This is a genomic window from Embleya sp. NPDC056575 (assembly GCF_042793325.1).
In the GTDB taxonomy this organism is placed as follows: Bacteria; Actinomycetota; Actinomycetes; order Streptomycetales; family Streptomycetaceae; genus Embleya.
The window spans coordinates 233,552-250,975 of sequence record NZ_JBHTVA010000004.1 but is presented as its reverse complement, the minus strand read 5'-3'; the positions used below and the strand labels follow the sequence as shown (position 1 = coordinate 250,975).

The following is a 17,424-nucleotide window of genomic DNA, read 5'->3' as shown; positions in this document are numbered from 1 at the left end:
CGAGATCGTGACGTCGACATCGAGCCCGCGCACCGTGCGGATTCGGGACGCCGACCGCCCCGGTGACCTGGGCGCGGTCGCCGCGCTGCACGGGGTGCTGTACAGCCGCGAGTACGGCATGGACGCCACGATGGAGGCGTCGGTCGCGGCCGGGATGGCCGAACTGGCGCTGGCGCGGGCCCGGGAGGGGGACGACGGGCCCGGGCGGATGTGGGTGGCCGACGACGGCGAACGGGTCCTGGGCGCGGTCGGGTTGACCCGCGAGGAGCACGGCCTGATGCGGCTGCGCTGGGTGATCCTGGACCCGGTCGCCCGGGGGCACGGCGTGGGCCGCGCGCTGCTCGACGTCGCGCTGACCGAGGGCCGCCGGCGCGACGCGGCCGGGGTGTATCTGTGGACCATCGCGGGCCTGGGCGCGTCCCGACACCTGTACGAGCAGGCGGGCTTCACCCCGACCGAGGAGCGCCCCGCGCGCACGTGGGGGATCGACGTCGTGGAGCAGCGGTTCGATCTGAAGTGGTGAGCGGAGAGGGTCGGCGCGGCGTGGTGGCCTTCGTTCGGGACCGAACCCCGGCGTGTGCCCGGTTCGGTGCTTGGCCCGGGCCCGGTCCGCGACTGTCCGGCGGCTTCATCCGTCCAGCAGTTGCACATCCGTGTCGCGCAGGTAGGCCGGGTCGGACAGCAGGTCGATGCCGACGATGCGGCCGTTCGCGATGATGAATCCGAAGACGACCTTGGGTTCGCCGCCCGGTGCCCGGGCCAGGACGGCGATGCCGTCGAGCAGGGCCGGTCGTGCGGCCCGGGCCCGGCGGCGGGCCCGACTGGCCAACTGTCGGGTTGCGGTGGGTGTGCGGTCCACGATGGGTGCGATCTCGTCGAACGGCAGGGCGAACATGTCGTGCGCCACGAAGGCGAGCCGTTCGGCCGGTGCGAGGGTCTCCAGGACGACGAGCAGCGCCGTGCCGACCGAGTCGGCGAGCAGCGCCTGGTGTTCGGGGTCGTTTCCCTCGGCCGCGCAGACCGTGGGGTCCGCGACGAACGCCTCCGGCGCATCCTCGCGGCGGGTCCGGCGCGAACGCGGCATGTTCAGCGATACCCGGGCGACCACCGTGGTCAGCCGGCCGCCCAGGTTGTCTTTCTCGCGCACGTCCGTACCGCCGAGCCGGATCCACGTGTCGTGTCACGGACATGACCGATGGGAGCGAGGCGATGTGACAAAACCGAGGGCCGGCCCGGCCCCGCGCGGGGGCTCAGCGCAGCGGCAGGCACACCCACACGGTCTTGCCGCCGGTCGCGTCCGGCTGGATCCCCGCGTATCCGCCGGCCTCGGTGACCAGGGTCTTCACGATCAGCAGGCCGCGGCCGCTGTCGTCGTCGACCGTCTCCACCAGGGCCTTGGGGCAGAACGGATGTCGGTCGTGCACGCCGACGTGGAGCGCCCCCTCGGTCGTGCCGCGCACGGTCACCGCGATGGCGGGGGTCAGTACGCCCGCGTGTCGGATCGCGTTGGTCACCAGTTCGGAGACCACCAGACGCAGGGTGTCCACCAGATCGCCGTGGGCGGGCATGCCCCACTCGACGGCGATCGCGACCACCTTGCGACGGGCAGCGGACACCTCCGCCTCGTGCGGCGGCAGGTCGAATCGACACACCGGATGGGCATCGTTGAGCACGGTCATGCCGCGCCTCCCGAGCCGGTGGCGGTCACGTGACGGACGGACACGGCGCCGTTGCGGCGCCTGGTGTGGCTCATGATGTCCCCGATGGCGGGTGTACGGATCTTCCGAGGGAATTCCCTCGGAGCGTACCGATTCCGACACCCGCCGCGTCCAGTTTGCGACACTTCCACGCCTGCCTCGGCGGGGCGTTCGGGGGCGCGCGTCGGTGAAACGCCCTGGCGAGCGCGCCGTCCACGCACGGCGCGCGCCAGGGGCGGCCGTCCCGGGTCCACCCGTACGCGTGATGCGTGTTGCGCGCGCCCACCGCTCCGGGGGCGAGCGCCGCCGGGCCTGACGCCCGGTGGTCGGCGTTCGTCACGCCTCGGGCGGATGAACTTCCGTGCCGGTCAGGTGGGGGCGCACCAGGACCTTGACGTGTTCGTCGGGGCGGCCCAGGGTGTCGATCGCCGCGGCCACCCCCTCGAAGCCGACCTGACCGGTGATCAGCGATGCCGCGTCCACGCTGCCGGCGGCGATCCGGGCGAGGGTCTTCGGGTACTCCTCGGGCGGATACGTCAGGCACATCTTCACCGTGAGGTCCTTGTAGATCCCCACCACCGGCCGGAAGGTGTCCTCGGTCATGCACACCCCGATCAGCAACACCGTGGCGCCGCGAGGCGCGGCGTAGGTGATCCGGTCGAACATGCCGGCCTTGCCGGAGCACTCGAAGACGGTCAGCGGCTGCCCCGGCTCGGCGCCCTCGCGCCACGCGTCGAACGGATCACGCTCGGCCGGGTCGACCACCACGTGTGCGCCGAACGCGCGGGCGAGTGCGCGCCGGCGCGGCGAGGGTTCGGAGACCACGACGGGCGCGACGCCGCGTTCGATCAGCCCGGCGACCGCGCCCAGGCCGATCGGGCCGGCGCCGATCACGATCGCCGCGCCGCCGCGTTCGGCGCCGGAGCGGGCCACGTTGCCGAAGCCGACGGCCAGCGGCTCGGTCAGCGCCGCGACGTGCGGCGGTACGTGTCCGGGCACCTTGACCAGCGCCGCGGCCTGCATCACCATGCGCTCGCCGAAGCCGCCGGGGAAGGTGTTGGAGAAGCCGATGGTGCGCGGTACACCGCCGCCGTCGAGCGCCCACGGCAGCCCGACCACCACCTCGCCCGGCTCGAACCCGGTCACCCCCGGACCCGGGCGCACCACACGCGCGGCCAGTTCGTGGCCCATGACCAGGTCGGCGTCCGGGTCGAAGACGAACGAGGGGGTGTCCGAGTCGATCGAGGCCCGAAGGAATTCGGCGGTGTGCTTGTACGCGGACAGGTCCGAGCCGCAGATCCCGCAGGCCACCGTCTCCACGAGGACCTGACCCTCGCCGGGTTCGGGGGCCGCGATGTCCTCGACGGTGAACGTGCCGCCGCGCAGTACCGCTGCTCGCATGATGGGCGTCTCCCTGGGCTTCGAGTGGATGGGGCTCGGGTGGGGTCGGTCAGGACGCCGGCGCGGTCATCGCCGCCACGACCGCCTGGCGCAGCGCGCCGATGAAACGTTCGCTGTTCGCGTTCGCCCAGGCCATCGAGGCCTGTCGGGGGCGGTTGGCACCGGTGAAATGCGGCACCACGTACTCGGCGAACAACTCGTAGCTGCGCCACTTGTCGGCGGGCCGGGCGATCGGCAGGTCGAGCAGCAGCAGCGTGCCGAAGCCGCCGGACCGCTCCGCCATCGCGGTGATCCGCTCGATCGCCTGCGCCGGAGTGCCGATCATCGCGACGCCGAAGGTGGGGAAACCCTCGCCGGTCCACTGCGCGATCGCCGCCTCGGGCGTCGCCCCCCACGGCATGGTCATCCCGGACAGGCCCTGGATGTAGTCGACGAGGTGGTGCACCCCGTACTCGGCCTGCGCGCGCGCCGCCTCGACGGTCTCGGCCAGGTGCATCGGGACGACCAGACGCCAGCGTTCGCGGTCGGCGACATGGCCGTGCTCGGCGCAGGTCTTGGCGTAGACGTCCCAGTTGGTCGCCAGCGCGGCGAAGCCGGACGGGTCGGCGGCGGCGAGCGAGAGCAGGCCCATGCCGTGGGTGCCGGCCTGGACCGATCCGGACGGGGAGACGGTGGAGGCGCACACGGTCTCGATGCCCGCGCGGGTGTACGGGCCCAGGTGCAGTCGGGCCTGGTCCAGGGTGAACCAGTCGGTCCTCATGGTCACCGTCTCGCCGCGCAGGAGCGGGACGATCGCGGCCAGCGCCTCGGCCATCATGCTCCGCTGGCGCATCGGGTCGATGCCCATCATGAAGGCGTCCGAGGCCAGTTGGCCGGGCCCGGAGCCGAACATCACCCGCCCGCGCGACTGTTGGTCGAGCTGCACGATGCGGTCGGCCAGGACCAGCGGGTGGTGGTACGGCAGCGAGTTGACGCCGGTGCCGAGTCGGATCCGGGTGGTGCGTTCGGCCGCGGCGGCAATGAACACCTCGGGGGAGGCGATCGTTTCGTAGCCGGCCGAGTGGTGCTCGCCGATCCACGCCTCCTCGAAGCCGAGGGCGTCCAAGTGCCCGACGAGGTCGAGGTCACGGCGCAGTTGCAGCGCGGGGTTGCCGTCGATGCCGTGGTAGGGCGCGATGAACGCGCCGAAGCGGGTCGGTGGGGCGGCCTCTGACACGGGCTGGCCTTTCGTCGGACGCGTGGGACTTTCACAGGACACAAGAACGTGCTTGGATGAGTTATGTCCTACATGGCGGATGGCGAGGAAACAAGGGGCGCGAGCGGGACGCCGACCGGGTCGGCCGCGGGCACCTCGACCGGCCCGCGCACCCGGCGCACCGCCGACGGCGGGCCGAGTGCGCGCACGCTGCTGCTGACCGTGCTGGGGGAGTACGTGCGCTGGCCGGGGCACGACGGGGTGTGGTCGCCCACGGTGGTGGCCGCGCTCGACACGCTCGGGGTGCCGGAGGCGGCGACCCGGCGGGCGATCACCCGGCTGACCCGGGAGGGGTGGCTGCTTGCCCGGTCCGAGGGGCGCTACACCCGGCTGACCCTCGCGCCGTCGTTGTATCGCCTGCTGACCGGCTGGACCGAGCGGCTGGCCCGGGCGACCCGGGAGACGGCCTGGTCGGGGCAGTGGCGACAACTCCTGTTCCGCCCACCGGCGGCGCTGCGCGAGGCGCGGGCGGTGGTCGAGGAGCAACTGGCCTTCGAGGGCTTCGGCGACCTGGGCCGCGGGGTGTGGATCGCCGCCGACCCGGGCGGGGTGGACGCACTGCGCGCGCTGATCGCCGAGCAGGGCCTGTCGGCACACGCGACGTGGATGACGTCGACCGTGTGCGACGCCGCGCGGGAACGGGCGCTGGTCGAACAGGCGTGGGACCTGGCCGCGGTGCGCACGATCCTGGACGACTTCGTCGCCCGATTCGCCGACGCGCGCGCCGACTCCGACGAAGCGGCCTTCGTCCTGCGCACCCGCATGGTGCACGCGTGGCGCCGGACCTTCGAACGCGACCCACGGCTGCCGGCCGCGCTACTCCCGATCGACTGGCCCGGCGGCACCGCGAACGACCTGTTCATCACCACCTGGCGGCAGATCCACACCCCGGCCGCCCGCTGGTGGGCCGCGCTGGACCGCGACCCGAGACTGCCCTGACCCCGACCGCCCGGCCGAGGCCCCGTCCGCCGCGATCAGGAGGGTGTCTCGCTCCAGCGGTCGAACGTCCTGCTCGCGCTGTCGTAGGTCAGCCAGGTCCCGTCACCGAGAGGGCACGGGTAGGCGGTGATGGGGCCGGTGGGGTATGCGACCGGGCCGCGGACGGTGAGGGTCCGCGCGTCCAACAGCCAGTGTCGAACCGGGCGATCCGCGTCGTCGTCGGCATCGATCGTGGTGGCGATGACCGTGTCGGCGTCCACGAAGCCGCAGGTGTGGTCCCACCAGGACGGGGACTCGTCGTCGTTCGGCTCCGGGTCCGCCTCGGCGAGCACCGTGCCGTCCAGGGCGTGGAGTCGCAGGTCGGCGCCGTCGTGTTCGACGGTCAGGAAGCCGTCGTGACCCGGGTGGACGTCCGTCAGGATGCGGTCCATGTCGTCGTTCAGGTCCCACCCGGTCAGCGTGTCGCCGTCCAGGCGGGCCCAGTGCAGCAGGATGCCGTCCTGGCCCATGCCGATGCAGAGGCCGACGTGGATTCCGTCCGGGTGGGAGAGGTGGTGTGAGCCGCCGGCCGCGCTGTCCAGCCGCATGCGGGCGAGTTCCCGTCCGTCCCGGGCGTCCAGGACCACCCAGCACTCGTGCCAGTCGTCCCAGTCCACGTCGTGTCCGCCGACCACGACGTGGGCCCAGACGTGTCGGCCGTCGTCGGAGACGTGGCAGGAGCCGCTTTCGAAGCCGCGACACACCTGCTGTTCGTCGCCCGTGTGGGTGTGCCCGACCACCGGTCCCCAACAGCTGTGCCGGTACTCCCACAACCGCTCGCCGTCGGCGCCCACGGCCGTGACCGCACGCTGACCGGAGAACACCACGAACGACGCGTCGGGGCTCAGCGCGTCGGCGCCGTGCTCCCACCCGGGCCACGGGACGGGGAACGTGGCCATCGGGGCGGGCGCGCCCGCGAGGAACTCGTCCACGTCGTGGACGTCCAGCCGGTGCCCGCGCCGAACCAGGACGCGGCGTGAACCGTTCGCACGCTTGTCCACGACATGGCGGTCGACCGGGACATCCCCCGGCAGCCGCGCCGAGTCGCCCGGGTGTGCAGTGATCGACATGCCCGAAAGCTAGCGAACGCCGACGACAGGCGGCTATCGGGGTCGGCGCAGGGTGAATTCGTTGCCGTCGGGGTCGATCAACGACACCCGGCCGGCCGCGTCCTCGGCGGCGTCCGGGCGCGTCGCGCCGAGCGAGATCAGCCGGGCGATCTCCGCTTCCCGGTCGGCGTCGGCGGGCAGCGCCAGGTCGAGGTACAGCCGGTTCGGGCCGGCCTTGGGCGCCACCGGAGGGCCGCCCCACGTGATCTTCGGGCCGCCGTCCGGGGATTGGATCGCGGTCTCCTCGTCCTGGTCCCAGACCAGCGGCCACCCCAGCGCCTTGCTCCAGAAGTAACCGACCTCCCGCGTACCGTCGCAGGAGAGCGCGCCGACGCGGCCGGGACCGGTGTCGGACAGGAACCGGTTGCCCGCCGCGATGACGCAGAACTCGTTGCCGTCCGGATCGGCGAGCACCACGTGGGTCTCCTCCGGGAGTTGACCCACGTCGAGGTGCCGGCCGCCCAGCTCCAGCGCCCGCGCCACGGTCTGCGACTGGTCCTCCGGGGAGGCACTCGTCAGGTCGAAGTGCATACGATTCCGGCCGATCCTCGGCTCCCGACCCGGCAGGAAACGCACCCGAAACCCGGCGGGATCCGGCGGCAGGATCGCGACTTCGCCCGCGCTGTCGGTGTCGGTCGCCCACCCCAGGATCCGCGACCAGAACCGAGCAAGGCCCGTCGGGTCGGTCGCGCGGAAGCTGACGGCGAACAGTCGACTGGTCATATCTCGTGCGTCTCCGATCCGCCGACCGTCGTTTCGACGCCCGTCCGAGTCCAAAACGTGCAGCCTAGGCGTGACGCACGACCCTCGCACCCGAGTTTTCCGGACGGTCCTCGGGACCCGCGCCGCGTGGCCCGCCGCGCAGGTCCCGAAGAGAGGCCGGGGTCAGTGCGTTCGGGCGCGGAGTTCGGCCGTCGCGCGGTCGAAGGCGGAGTCCCTGTGGTGGGTGAACTCCTCGTCGGTGAAGACCGGTTCGGTGATGTGCGGGGGGATTCCGGTGCCGTCGAAGGTGCGGCCGTCGCGGGTGCGGAAGACCTCGTTGGGGAGGCCGAACCGCCAGGCGTTCGGGAGGGCCCGGTCGAGGACGTCGGAGAAGACGCCCTGGGTCGCCTCGCCGATGCGGACCGTGTGGCCGGGGCGGTTCATCAGGGACTGGGTGAAGGTCTCGCCGGCGCTGACGGTGGAGCCGCCGGTCAGGACCGCGAGCGGGCCGGTGTAGTGCGGTACGTCCGGGGTGGGGCGGACCTGGATGGGCTGGGCGCGGGTGAAGCGGGTGGGGTCGAGGGGGTCGTTGCGGGCCTGCTTGGCGTAGGCGAAGTAGGGGCGGTCGGTCAGGCGGGCGGCCAGGTTCAGGCCGAGGTTGTCCGCGCCGCCGCCGTTGACGCGCAGGTCGACGATCAACCCGCGCAGTCGCCCCACCCGTTCGGTGGTCAGGATGGAGTTCAGCGCCCGGTCGAGTTCGGCGGCGTTGACGCTGTAGCCGCCCTTGGGGTCCTCGACGTAGCCGAGGAAGCCGGAGACGCGCAGGTAGCCCTGGCCGTCGGGCAGGTCCGTGTAGCTGATCCGACCCTGGCCGTAGTCGGTCAGCGGGTGATCGGCGCCCAGGTCGCGCTCTTGGATGTACGCCTTGATCCTCGTGTCGAGTTCGGGCGTCGGGGCGGTCGTGCCGGGGCGGGCCTCGGCGAAGAAGCGGTTCGGGCCGCCGCTCAGGTACAGGTGCGCGTCGTCGAGCGGGTCCAGCATCTCCCGGAAGATCGCGAAGAGTTCGTCGTCGGTGGTGTTCGGGCCGACCCGGGGCCGGTGACGATCGCCGACGGCCCGCCAGTCCACGCCCTTGGCGGCGAAGAACGGGTAGTTCTCGGCGAAGGTCCGCCAAAAGACGTCGAACGTGGTGCGCGGGTCCCCGGGCAGGGGACGGGAGCAGGCCGCCGGCAGGGCCGCGACGCGGCGCAGGTTGCGGTGGTCCGGTGCGTCGGTGAACCGCAGCGTGGCCTGCCCGCGGTTCGGGTTCACCCGTACGGCGAGCACACGACTGTTGTCGGCCCGGTAGCCGACTGTGTCGCCCTCCACCGTCGCGCGGGTCGCGGTCGAGCCCTTGAGGCAGCTGATCGTGGTGGTGTCGTACTGCTGCAACGTGCCGTTCTCGATGGTCAGCACGGTGCCGTAGCCGTCCACCCGCCAGACGCCGTCCTGGTGGGGTGACGGGCGCTCGCGAGGCGCGGTGTCGGCCGTGGCCGACGCGATGCCCGCGGTGGTCGCGAGCAGGGTGGCGGCTGCCACCGTGGCACAGGTGCCGAACAGCTTGGTCATCGTGGTTCCTGTTCCGATGCGGTACGAGCTTGGGTCGAGCGATCGAATCGGTGCTTCCCGCGTGCACCAGGATCGGCCGGCTCCGGGGTGGCGCGACATCGCGCGAGCCGGTCTGTCTCGGGTGGGGGTAACCCCCCAACGGCCCCGTCCCGCTTGCGAACGCATACCCCCTGCCCCTATGTTTTGCGCAGGTGTTCGTATGAAGATCTATTCAGACGTTACGATGTGGAAGCCGATGCGAGGTGGCATATGGGAATGACGACGGAGGTGGCCCGATGGCGCAGCCGGTGAACGCCGATCTGGTGGACTCGGTGCGGTCGCGGCTGCCCGACGGCGCGCACCTGGCCGAGACGGCCGACGTGTTCGCGCTGCTCGGTGACCCGGGGCGGTTGACCCTGCTGGTCGCGCTCCTGGAGGGCGAACTGTGCGTACGCGACCTCGCGGCCGCGTGCGGGCAGGGCGAATCGGCCGTCTCCCATCAGTTGCGGCTGCTGCGCGCGCACCAGGTGGTGACGGTGCGCCGGGAGGGGCGGCTGGCCTACTACCGCCTCGCGGACGCCCACGTGCGCCTGCTTTTGGACGTGGCGTTGGCGCACATCGGCCACGCCCCGGCCACCGATCACATCGGCTGCGCGACCGAGATCCCCGGAGGGGCCCGATGAGCACCCGCGACCACGACCACGGCGCGCACGCCGGGCACGACCACGGCGGCGGCAGCCACGCCGGGCACTCGCACGGCGTCGCCGCCGACGCCGACCGGCGCTACCTGACCGCCGCGCTCGTCCTGATCGGCGCGTTCATCGTCGTCGAGGTCACGGTCGGCATCCTGGCCAGTTCGCTCGCCCTGATCACCGACGCCGGCCACATGGTCACCGACGCGTTCGCGATCGGCCTGGCGCTGGTGGCGATGCGCCTCGCGGCCCGGCCCGCGCGGGGGCGGTGGACGTACGGCTTCAAGCGGGCGGAGATCCTGTCCGCGCAGGTCAACGGCATCACGTTCCTGGTGCTCGCGGTGTGGTTCACCTACGAGGCGGTGCGCCGGCTGATCACGCCGCCCGACGTCGAGGGCGGCCTGGTCATCGTCACCGCCGCGGTCGGCATCGTGATCAACGTGATCGCGGCCTGGCTGATCTCCAAGGCCAACCGCTCCAGTCTCAACGTCGAGGGCGCCTACCAGCACATCCTCAACGACCTGTGGGCGTTCATCGCCACCCTGGTCTCCGGCATCGTGGTGCTCACCACCGGCTTCGCCCGCGCGGACGCGATCGCGTCGCTGGTCGTGGCGGCGCTGATGCTCAAGTCCGGGATCACGCTGGTCGGCGAGTCGTGGCGGATCTTCCTGGAGGCCGCCCCCACGGGTGTCGACCCGGACGAGGTCGGCGCCGACCTGGCCTCGGTCGAGGGCGTCACCGAGATCCACGACCTGCACATCTGGACCATCACGTCGGGCTTCCCGGCGCTGTCCGCGCACGTCCTGGTCGAGCCCGGCGACGACTGCCACCGGGTCCGTGACCGGCTGCAGGAGCGGTTGCGCGAGCGGTACTCGATCAGCCACACCACGCTCCAGGTCGACCACGCCGACCCGGCGGTGCTGTCCATCGGCGCCACGCGCGGCCACTGCGAGGACCCGCACGGGGCGGTACACACGCCCTGAACCGGCGCCCGCCCGGGGCGAGACACGATCGGGCCCGCATACCTCGACGGTATGCGGGCCCGATGTGGGTGCGGGGCGGGTCAGTTCGAGGCGGCGGCGCGCACGGTGCGCAGGCGCTCGGAGCGCAGCTGCTCGTGCCAGTGGTCGCCCAGCGGGGTCAGCGGCACGCCGGTGGCCCAGGTCAGCAGCAGGTCGGCCAGCGCCGGGTTGCGGGACATCACCGGGCCGTGCATGTACGTGCCGATCACCCGACCCGCGTACGCGCCCTCGGTGCCGTCGCCCGTGCCGTTGCCGTTGCCGTGGGTGACCCTGGCCAGCGGCTTGGCGCCGGGGCCCACGTACGTGACGCCCTGGTGGTTCTCGAAGCCGGACAACACCGGCAGCCCGAGCGCCGGGTCGACCTCGGCCAGCACCTCGCCGACGCAGCGCTTGCCCGGCGCGCCGCGCCCGGAGCGCACGTCGAGCAGACCCAGGCCCGCCTCGGGCTGGTCCAGGTCGTCGATGAACTCGGTACCGATGATCTGGTAGCCCGCGCAGACCGCGAGCAGCGCGGCGCCCGCGCCCACCGCCGTGGCCAGGCCCGGGTCGCGGCGCAACCGCTCCGCGGCCAGGCGCTGCGGCCGGTCCTCGCCGCCGCCGATCAGATAGATGTCGCCGGAGGTGGGCACGGGCTGGTCGGAGCGTACGTCGACGCGCTCGACCTCGATGCCGCGCATCAGCGCGCGCCGCTCCACGATCAGCGCGTTGCCCTGGTCGCCATATGTGCTGAGCAGGTCCGGGTAGATCCAGACCAGGCGCAGCCTGCTCTCACCGATCATGCCTGTGCCGCTTCCTTGATCGTCTTGCGCAGCTGTTGGAACGCCGTGTAGTTGGCGATGACCTCGATCTGGCCGGGCGGGCAGGCCGCCACCGCCTGGGCGGCCGTCTCGAAGACCTGGAACTGCAGGCCCGCGACCTCCAGGCGCACGGCCAGGTCCAGGCGGCGCTGACCGAGGACGAACAGCGGACGGCCGGCGAGCTGGGTGAAGTCGACGTCCCAGATCCAGGAGGTGTCCTTGCCGTCGGCGTCCAGCGCGTTGACGGACAGGATGACCGGCGTCGGCGGTGGGTTGATCAGCGAGAACGTCTCGACCCAGCCGGCGGGGTTCTTCGCCAGCAGCAACCGCAGCTTGCGGCCCATGTAGTCGACCACGTCGTAGCGACCGGCGACGGCCGTGACGTGCTTCATCCGCTCCAGGGCCGCCTCGACGGGCACGCCGAACAACGACGCTATGGCCGCCGCGGTGACCGCGTTGGCCCGGTTGGCCCGGCCGGGCAGCTGCAGGTGCAGCGGCCAGATCCGCCCGTCCGGGTCGACCATTTGGTCCCCGGCGAGCGACCACGTGGGGGAGGGGCGGCGGAAGTCGCACTGCGAGCAGAACCAGTCGTCGCCCGGACGCTGCATCACGCCACCGCACTGCGGGCAGGACCAGGAGTCCTCCTGCCAGGTCTGTCCGGCGGCGACCCAGAGCACGTCCTTGCTGGACGAGGCCGCCCACACGATCAGCGGGTCGTCGGCGTTGGCGACCACGATCGCGTCGCGCCCGCGCAGGCCCTCGCGCCACTTCTCGGCGAGCATGCGGGTCTCGGCCGCCCGGTCGAGCTGGTCGCGGGAGAGGTTGAGCAGCGCGATGGCCACCGGGTCGGAGTCGCGGGCGACACCGGCCAGGTACTTCTCGTCGACCTCGATCACGCCGTAGCGCGCCTCGTCGCCCGCGCCGGCCAGCGCGGAGGTGATTCCCGCAGGCATGTTCGCGCCCAGCGCGTTGGACACCACGGGACCCGCGGCGCGCATCGCCTCGGCGACCAGACGCGTGGTGGTGGTCTTGCCGTTGGTGCCGGAGATCAGCACCACCTGCAACCCCACGGACAACTGCGCGAGCAGGTCCGGGGCGAGCCGCAGCGCGAGCTTGCCGCCGATGACCGAGCCGCTGCCCTTGCCGGCGCGCCGCGAGATGGCCGCGGTCACCCGACTCGCGGTGATCGCCAATTTGGAACGCGGCGGCAACGCCTCGGGGGAGCGCCGCGGCGCGGCCCCCTGGCCGGGAACGCTATTGCCTGACATCGAAGAAGGTTCCTCCAAGCGACGGCCCCGACCGGCGGTGGCCCATGACCGGGTGTACCGGCCGCCACCCTATCGAGATCATCCGCCCTTCCGTCGCCGGCGACGGTGTGTACGGGATGTGCATGAGAGGGGACGCCCGAGCCGGTCGTCGCGGTTGCGGTCGAGCCGGTCGGCGGGGCGGGTGTTCCGCCAGGGTCGGGCGGTCGGCGGCGCGTTTCGTCTCGGTCGCCCCGCGCTACGGCAGGCGCCAGTCGATGGGTTGTGCGCCCTGGGCGACCAGGAGGTCGTTGGCGCGGGAGAACGGACGCGAGCCGAAGAAGCCGTAGTCGGCCGACTTCGGCGACGGGTGGGTCGACTCCACCACCGCCGCGCCCGGACCGAGCAGCGGCCGGGCGTTGCGCGCCTCGCGGCCCCACAGGATGGTCACCAGCGGTGTGCCGCGCTCACCGAGCGCCCGGATCGCCTGCTCGGTGACCTCCTCCCAGCCCTTGCCCCGGTGTGCGTTGGAGCGCCCGGGAGCGGTGGTCAGGGATCGGTTGAGCAGCAGAACGCCCTGCTTGGTCCACGGAGTCAGGTCGCCGTTGGTCGGCAGCGGCACGTCCAGGTCGCGGTTCATCTCGGTGAAGATGTTGATCAGCGACGGCGGCAGCGGCCACACCTCCGGGGCGACGGCGAAGCTCAGGCCCACCGCGTGCCCGGGGGTCGGGTAGGGGTCCTGGCCGACGATCAACACGCGCACATCGGCGAACGGCTGCATGAACGCCCGCAGTACGTTCGCGCCCGCGGGCACGTAGCGTCGCCCCGCGGCGATCTCTCCTCGCAGGAAGTCGCCCATGGCGGCGATGCGACCCGCCACCGGTTCCAGGGCCTTGGCCCATCCTGCCTCGACAATTTCGCCCAACGGCCGCGCCACCATGGGAGTTGAGCATAGGGCAAACGGGTGACACGACCCGCCCGCCGACGTTCCGGTCGGCGACCGCCCGCGACGGGCGCCGCCGCCGGCCGTCGGAGCCGGTCAGATCCGGGGGACCCGGCCGTTGAGCAGCGCGGTGCCAAGACGGGTACGCACGTGCACCATCGACTGGCCGCGGCGTTCGGAGGAGACCAGGCCCGCCTCACGCAGCACGCTCGCGTGGCGGCTCGCGGTGGCCATGGACACGCCGATGATCGCGGCCAGGCGGGAGGTGTTGACCCCGCTGCCGATCGCGTCCAGCGCGGCGGCCCGAGCGGAGCCGACGAGTCGGGAGAGCGGGACGGTGGACGTGTCGAGGGCTTCGCGGCCCCGCGCGAGCCAGTTCGCCGGGCGGGCCACGGGATAGGTCAGCACGATGGGGAATTCGGGCCGCACCGCGGCGAACAGGTTCGGGCCGCAGAAGAACGACGGCATCATCACGATGGACCGACCTTCGGCGCGGATGTCGGCGTCGACCGGACAGGGCGCGCTCAGGATGTCGTCGTGCCAGGACATCAGGTGCGGCGGGAAGCTGCCGAGCAGGCCGCGTACCCCGCCGGAGAGCACCGCCTCCGCGCGCTGCGCCCGATCCGCCTCGAACGCGGTCGCGGCCCGGGAGGCGTACGGGGCGACCGCGATCGTGTGATAGGCGCGCAGCAGTCGGCCGAAGCGCCGCAGACCGGCCGCGTCGCCATCGGCCAGGGCCGCCGCCCAACTCGGCAACGGCCGTTTGCCGGACGCCGGTCGGGCCAGTTCGGCGGCGATCGTGGCGGACGGGGTGGCCAGTACCAGGTCGATGCCCGTATCCAGGTCGCCGGCCGTACCCGGAGGCACCAGGAAGTCGGGGAAGGGCTCGGATCGGGGATACAGCCGGGCGAGTTCGCGGACCGCCCGGGTCAGGTCGGCCGACTCCAACGCGGCGCACACCTCCTGTCGCCACGCGGCGAACACGAGGTCCGGCTCCCGGCTTTGCAGGAGATGCAGGGTGAACGCGATCTCCCACATCGGGTCGAGCCGATCGGCCAACCGCAACCGGTGGAGATCCTCGCCGGTCAGGTGGAACCGGAGCATGCTACCCCCGCGACAATCCTTTCAACGGCCCCCACGCCACGGTAGCGACCCCGACGCCCCGGTCGAAAGGTTTGCATCGGGGTGCAAGGGCCGGGGCGGGTCGGGCCGGTTCGGTCGGTCAGGCCGGGGACATGACCTCGTACAGGTTGCCCGAGTCGTCGGTGAAGAACAGGCCGCGCGGACACAGGGGGTGGTCGATGCGGCCGTTGGTCCGGTCGCGAGGGTCGCTGCCGTACGGGATCCCGGCCGCACGGATGCGGGCCAGGATCGCGTCGAACGTGTCGGGGTCGACGTCGAAGGCGAGATGATGCCCCTCGGGGGCGGCCACGGTCATGAAGTCGAGCGTCAGCTGCTCGTTGACCCGCACGGGGGCGAAGTGGCCGGCGGCGCCGGCCGGGGGCAGTTCCTCCAAGCCCATGACGGTCGCGAAGAAGCGGGCCGCGGCGCGGTGGTCGGTCGCCGGGACGATGGTGTGGTTGAGGCTGACGGCCACGGTGGGGTCCCCTCGGGGTCGAGCCGGGACCCGTGCGACGGGCGGCCGACCGTGTTGTGGACGGCGGCCGTTCGGGACGGGGACCCGGCGTGGCGGATGCGGTACGGAGGACGCCGACGCGACGGAGCCGGTCGCGCGGTGACGCGCTAGTCGGGGACGACGGGCATGACGCCATCCAGGGCCCCGGTGTCCCCGCCGGCCAGCGACAGCGCCACCGCCGCCTCGCACGCGGCCAGCGCGAACACCGCGCCCACCCACGTGCGTTCCGCCGGGGTCAGGCGCCGCCATTCGAGCGCCCCGCCCGCCCCGTCGACCAGATCCGACGCCGCCGCGAACCAGCCCCACTCGGCGGTGCCGCGCCCGGAGGCCAGCGCCCGCAGTACACCCGCGCCCAACAACACGTCGCGCGCACCCAGACCGCGGCCGAGCAGCGACGCCTCGCGGGCCGCCGTGGGCCGCAACCACACCCCTCCGCGCGGCGCCACCAACGACACCACCCCGGCGGCCATCCGGCCCGCCGCCAACACCGTCGCCACGCGTCCGGCCGACCCGGATATCGCGCCCGAAACCGCCACCACTGCCCCCGATCGAAACCTGCCTGTACCCCCGGCCCATCGACCGGCGGCCCACACCGTAGCGGTGCCCCCGTTCGGGCCCCGCACCCCCACCACGCGCGGAACCCGCCCGCCGGTTTCCACCGGGGGTCCCCGGGACCCGCACAGGCGTCCCCGCCCGCACCATTAGCCCCCACGGACCCCCGCGTCCGCTATCGGGAAGGCCCTCACGTCGGCCGGCCGCGACGGCAGGTCGAACCGGCCCGGCTCGCGGCCCACCGGCGACCGGGCCGCCCCGGCGGGCCCCGCCGGAACGTGCTCAGTCGCGGAGGGCGCCGTCCGGGCGGTAGACCATCAGCCGGCGGCCCTTGGCGATGCGGAGCTGGGAGGCGCCGGGGCGGACCTCGCCGTCCACCGCGAGTTCGGCGCCCTCCTGGATCTCGGACAGGTGCATCGTGCGCGCCGTGGACGCCTCGTAGACCCGCGAGGTGCCGAGTGTGCCGGACAGTACGGCCGCGACCAGCCGGGTGCGGGCCAGCGGGCGGGAGGCGTCGACGATGCGTACGTCGAGGAGGCCGTCGGTGAGGTCGGGGCGATAGGTGGGCGCGAAGCCCTCCGGGGCGTACTCCCCGTTGCCGAGGAAGATCAGCCACAACGACCTCGGTCGACCGTTGACCCGCATCTTCACCGGACCCGCGTCCCGCAGCACCCGGACCAGGCCGACCAGCATGGCCGGCCACTTGCCGATCTTGCGCTCCAACTCCTCGCGGAAGCGCACCAGATCGGGATACACGCCGAGCGAGAACGTGTTCAGGAACAACTCCGGGCCCAGCTCCTCGCCGTCGTCGGAGAACGGGTGCGAGTGGTCGCGCTGGAGTTCGGCGACGTCCACCAGGACCGCCTCGCCCGCGGTGAGCGCCTGCGCGGTGTCGTCGAGCCGGGTCAGCCCCAGGTCGCCCGCGAAGTGGTTGAGCGTGCCCGCCGGGAAGACGGCGAGCGGCATGCCCCGGTCCAGCGCGATCCGCGCCGCGCAGTTCACACTGCCGTCGCCGCCCGCGACGCCGAGCACCTGCGCCTCCCGGGCAGCCTCGCACAGCAGCGCGACCAGGTCGCCGTCCTGGCCGCGCTCGACCACCTTCGCGGCGGGCAGCAGTTCGCGCAGCCGCTGTGCGGTGTCGCCCTCGGGGCCGGCCGAGGCGTTCACCACGACCACCAGGCCGTCGCCGTCGACCAGCGACGGCACCTTGCCGCGGGGTTGCGGTGCGGTCGCGGCCTCCACCGGGCGGGTCGGCCACCAGCGCAGTGTCACCGCCGCCAGGCCCGCGCCGAGCGCCGCGCCCGCGAGCACGTCACCGGGGTAGTGCACACCCGTGTACACCCGGGAGAAGGCCACCGAGCCGGCCAGCGCGCCGGCCGCCACGCCCAGCGGGCGCGACTCCAGCGCGACGCCGGTGGCGAACGCCGCCGCCGACGCGGCGTGCCCGGACGGGAACGAGGTGGTCCACGGCTGCCGGCTCAGCCGACGCGACAAGGGCACCGCGTCGATCACCGGACGCGGCCGGCGTACCCAGCTCTTGAGCAGCACATTGCTCACCGTCGATGCCAGCGCCACCGAACCCAGGCCGCGCAACGCCGCCCTGCGTCCGCTGCGCCCGCCGGAAAGCGCCATCCCCGCGCCGGTCACCGCCCACAGGCGCGAATGGTTGGCCGCCCGGGACAAGGCCGGCAACGCCTTGTTCGCCCACGGCACATGATGCGAGGCCACCCACGCGAAGGCCGCCCGGTCGGCGGCATGGATCTTTCCCATCCGTGAATCTTCGCAAAGAATCCCGACGGACACGCAAGG

The 17,424-nt window shown here is 72.7% G+C and carries 18 protein-coding genes; 4 read left to right on the top strand and 14 right to left on the bottom strand.

Features of this window, described 5'->3' with window-relative positions:
- The first annotated feature begins 7 nt into the window (after positions 1-7).
- Positions 8-523 (top strand): GNAT family N-acetyltransferase, encoded by a 516-nt coding sequence (locus ACFRCG_RS04585; RefSeq protein ID WP_380028709.1) that lies wholly within the window; start codon positions 8-10, stop codon positions 521-523.
- Between the two features lie 105 nt (positions 524-628).
- On the opposite strand, the gene ACFRCG_RS04580 is transcribed toward ACFRCG_RS04585, so the two are convergent.
- The 4 genes from ACFRCG_RS04580 to ACFRCG_RS04565 form a co-directional block, all read right to left on the bottom strand.
- Positions 629-1,147 carry a sigma factor-like helix-turn-helix DNA-binding protein gene (locus ACFRCG_RS04580; RefSeq protein WP_380028707.1) on the bottom strand — a complete coding sequence of 173 codons (519 nt, stop codon included), beginning with the start codon at positions 1,145-1,147 and terminating at the stop codon, positions 629-631.
- A 103-nt stretch (positions 1,148-1,250) separates the two neighbouring features.
- Positions 1,251-1,679 (bottom strand): ATP-binding protein, encoded by a 429-nt coding sequence (locus tag ACFRCG_RS04575; RefSeq protein ID WP_380028705.1) that lies wholly within the window; start codon positions 1,677-1,679, stop codon positions 1,251-1,253.
- 354 nt (positions 1,680-2,033) lie between these two features.
- A complete protein-coding gene (locus ACFRCG_RS04570) occupies positions 2,034-3,098 on the bottom strand; it encodes a zinc-binding dehydrogenase (protein ID WP_380028703.1) in 1,065 nt (354 codons plus the stop codon).
- A gap of 49 nt (positions 3,099-3,147) precedes the next feature.
- The gene (locus ACFRCG_RS04565) at positions 3,148-4,314 is read right to left on the bottom strand and encodes an LLM class flavin-dependent oxidoreductase (RefSeq protein ID WP_380028701.1); all 1,167 of its coding nucleotides are present in this window, start codon (positions 4,312-4,314) and stop codon (positions 3,148-3,150) included.
- 63 nt (positions 4,315-4,377) lie between these two features.
- Between ACFRCG_RS04565 and ACFRCG_RS04560 the strand changes: the two genes are divergently transcribed.
- Positions 4,378-5,292 carry a PaaX family transcriptional regulator C-terminal domain-containing protein gene (locus ACFRCG_RS04560; protein WP_380028699.1) on the top strand — a complete coding sequence of 305 codons (915 nt, stop codon included), beginning with the start codon at positions 4,378-4,380 and terminating at the stop codon, positions 5,290-5,292.
- A 35-nt stretch (positions 5,293-5,327) separates the two neighbouring features.
- On the opposite strand, the gene ACFRCG_RS04555 is transcribed toward ACFRCG_RS04560, so the two are convergent.
- From ACFRCG_RS04555 to ACFRCG_RS04545, 3 genes are all read right to left on the bottom strand, one after another.
- A complete protein-coding gene (locus tag ACFRCG_RS04555; RefSeq protein ID WP_380028696.1) occupies positions 5,328-6,401 on the bottom strand; it encodes a hypothetical protein in 1,074 nt (357 codons plus the stop codon).
- Positions 6,402-6,434: 33 nt separating this feature from the next.
- Positions 6,435-7,163, bottom strand: a complete 729-nt coding sequence (locus ACFRCG_RS04550) for a VOC family protein (protein ID WP_380028694.1) — start codon at positions 7,161-7,163, stop codon at positions 6,435-6,437.
- A 162-nt stretch (positions 7,164-7,325) separates the two neighbouring features.
- Positions 7,326-8,750 carry a S41 family peptidase gene (locus ACFRCG_RS04545; RefSeq protein WP_380028692.1) on the bottom strand — a complete coding sequence of 475 codons (1,425 nt, stop codon included), beginning with the start codon at positions 8,748-8,750 and terminating at the stop codon, positions 7,326-7,328.
- 275 nt (positions 8,751-9,025) lie between these two features.
- Here ACFRCG_RS04545 and ACFRCG_RS04540 point away from each other — a divergent pair, with 275 nt between their 5' ends.
- Positions 9,026-9,412 (top strand): helix-turn-helix transcriptional regulator, encoded by a 387-nt coding sequence (locus ACFRCG_RS04540; RefSeq protein ID WP_078974031.1) that lies wholly within the window; start codon positions 9,026-9,028, stop codon positions 9,410-9,412.
- A complete protein-coding gene (locus ACFRCG_RS04535; protein ID WP_380028689.1) occupies positions 9,409-10,404 on the top strand; it encodes a cation diffusion facilitator family transporter in 996 nt (331 codons plus the stop codon). The genes ACFRCG_RS04540 and ACFRCG_RS04535 overlap by 4 nt, the downstream gene beginning before the upstream one ends.
- Positions 10,405-10,484: 80 nt before the next feature.
- Here the strand turns inward: ACFRCG_RS04535 and ACFRCG_RS04530 are convergent, their stop codons facing one another.
- The 7 genes from ACFRCG_RS04530 to ACFRCG_RS04500 form a co-directional block, all read right to left on the bottom strand.
- Entirely contained in the window at positions 10,485-11,219 is a 735-nt protein-coding gene (locus ACFRCG_RS04530; protein WP_380002067.1) for a type 1 glutamine amidotransferase, read from the bottom strand.
- Positions 11,219-12,508 (bottom strand): MurT ligase domain-containing protein, encoded by a 1,290-nt coding sequence (locus ACFRCG_RS04525; RefSeq protein ID WP_078974029.1) that lies wholly within the window; start codon positions 12,506-12,508, stop codon positions 11,219-11,221. Before ACFRCG_RS04525 ends, ACFRCG_RS04530 begins: the two co-directional genes overlap by 1 nt.
- 235 nt (positions 12,509-12,743) lie before the next feature.
- The gene (locus ACFRCG_RS04520; RefSeq protein ID WP_380028687.1) at positions 12,744-13,424 is read right to left on the bottom strand and encodes a uracil-DNA glycosylase; all 681 of its coding nucleotides are present in this window, start codon (positions 13,422-13,424) and stop codon (positions 12,744-12,746) included.
- 99 nt (positions 13,425-13,523) lie between these two features.
- Complete coding sequence (locus ACFRCG_RS04515; RefSeq protein ID WP_380028685.1) at positions 13,524-14,531, bottom strand: ArsR/SmtB family transcription factor; 1,008 nt, start codon at positions 14,529-14,531, stop codon at positions 13,524-13,526.
- A gap of 118 nt (positions 14,532-14,649) precedes the next feature.
- The gene (locus ACFRCG_RS04510; RefSeq protein ID WP_380028683.1) at positions 14,650-15,024 is read right to left on the bottom strand and encodes a VOC family protein; all 375 of its coding nucleotides are present in this window, start codon (positions 15,022-15,024) and stop codon (positions 14,650-14,652) included.
- A 146-nt stretch (positions 15,025-15,170) separates the two neighbouring features.
- Positions 15,171-15,560 carry a hypothetical protein gene (locus ACFRCG_RS04505; protein ID WP_380028681.1) on the bottom strand — a complete coding sequence of 130 codons (390 nt, stop codon included), beginning with the start codon at positions 15,558-15,560 and terminating at the stop codon, positions 15,171-15,173.
- 337 nt (positions 15,561-15,897) lie between these two features.
- Entirely contained in the window at positions 15,898-17,385 is a 1,488-nt protein-coding gene (locus ACFRCG_RS04500) for a phosphatase PAP2 family protein (protein WP_380028678.1), read from the bottom strand.
- Between the last annotated feature and the right edge of the window lie 39 nt (positions 17,386-17,424).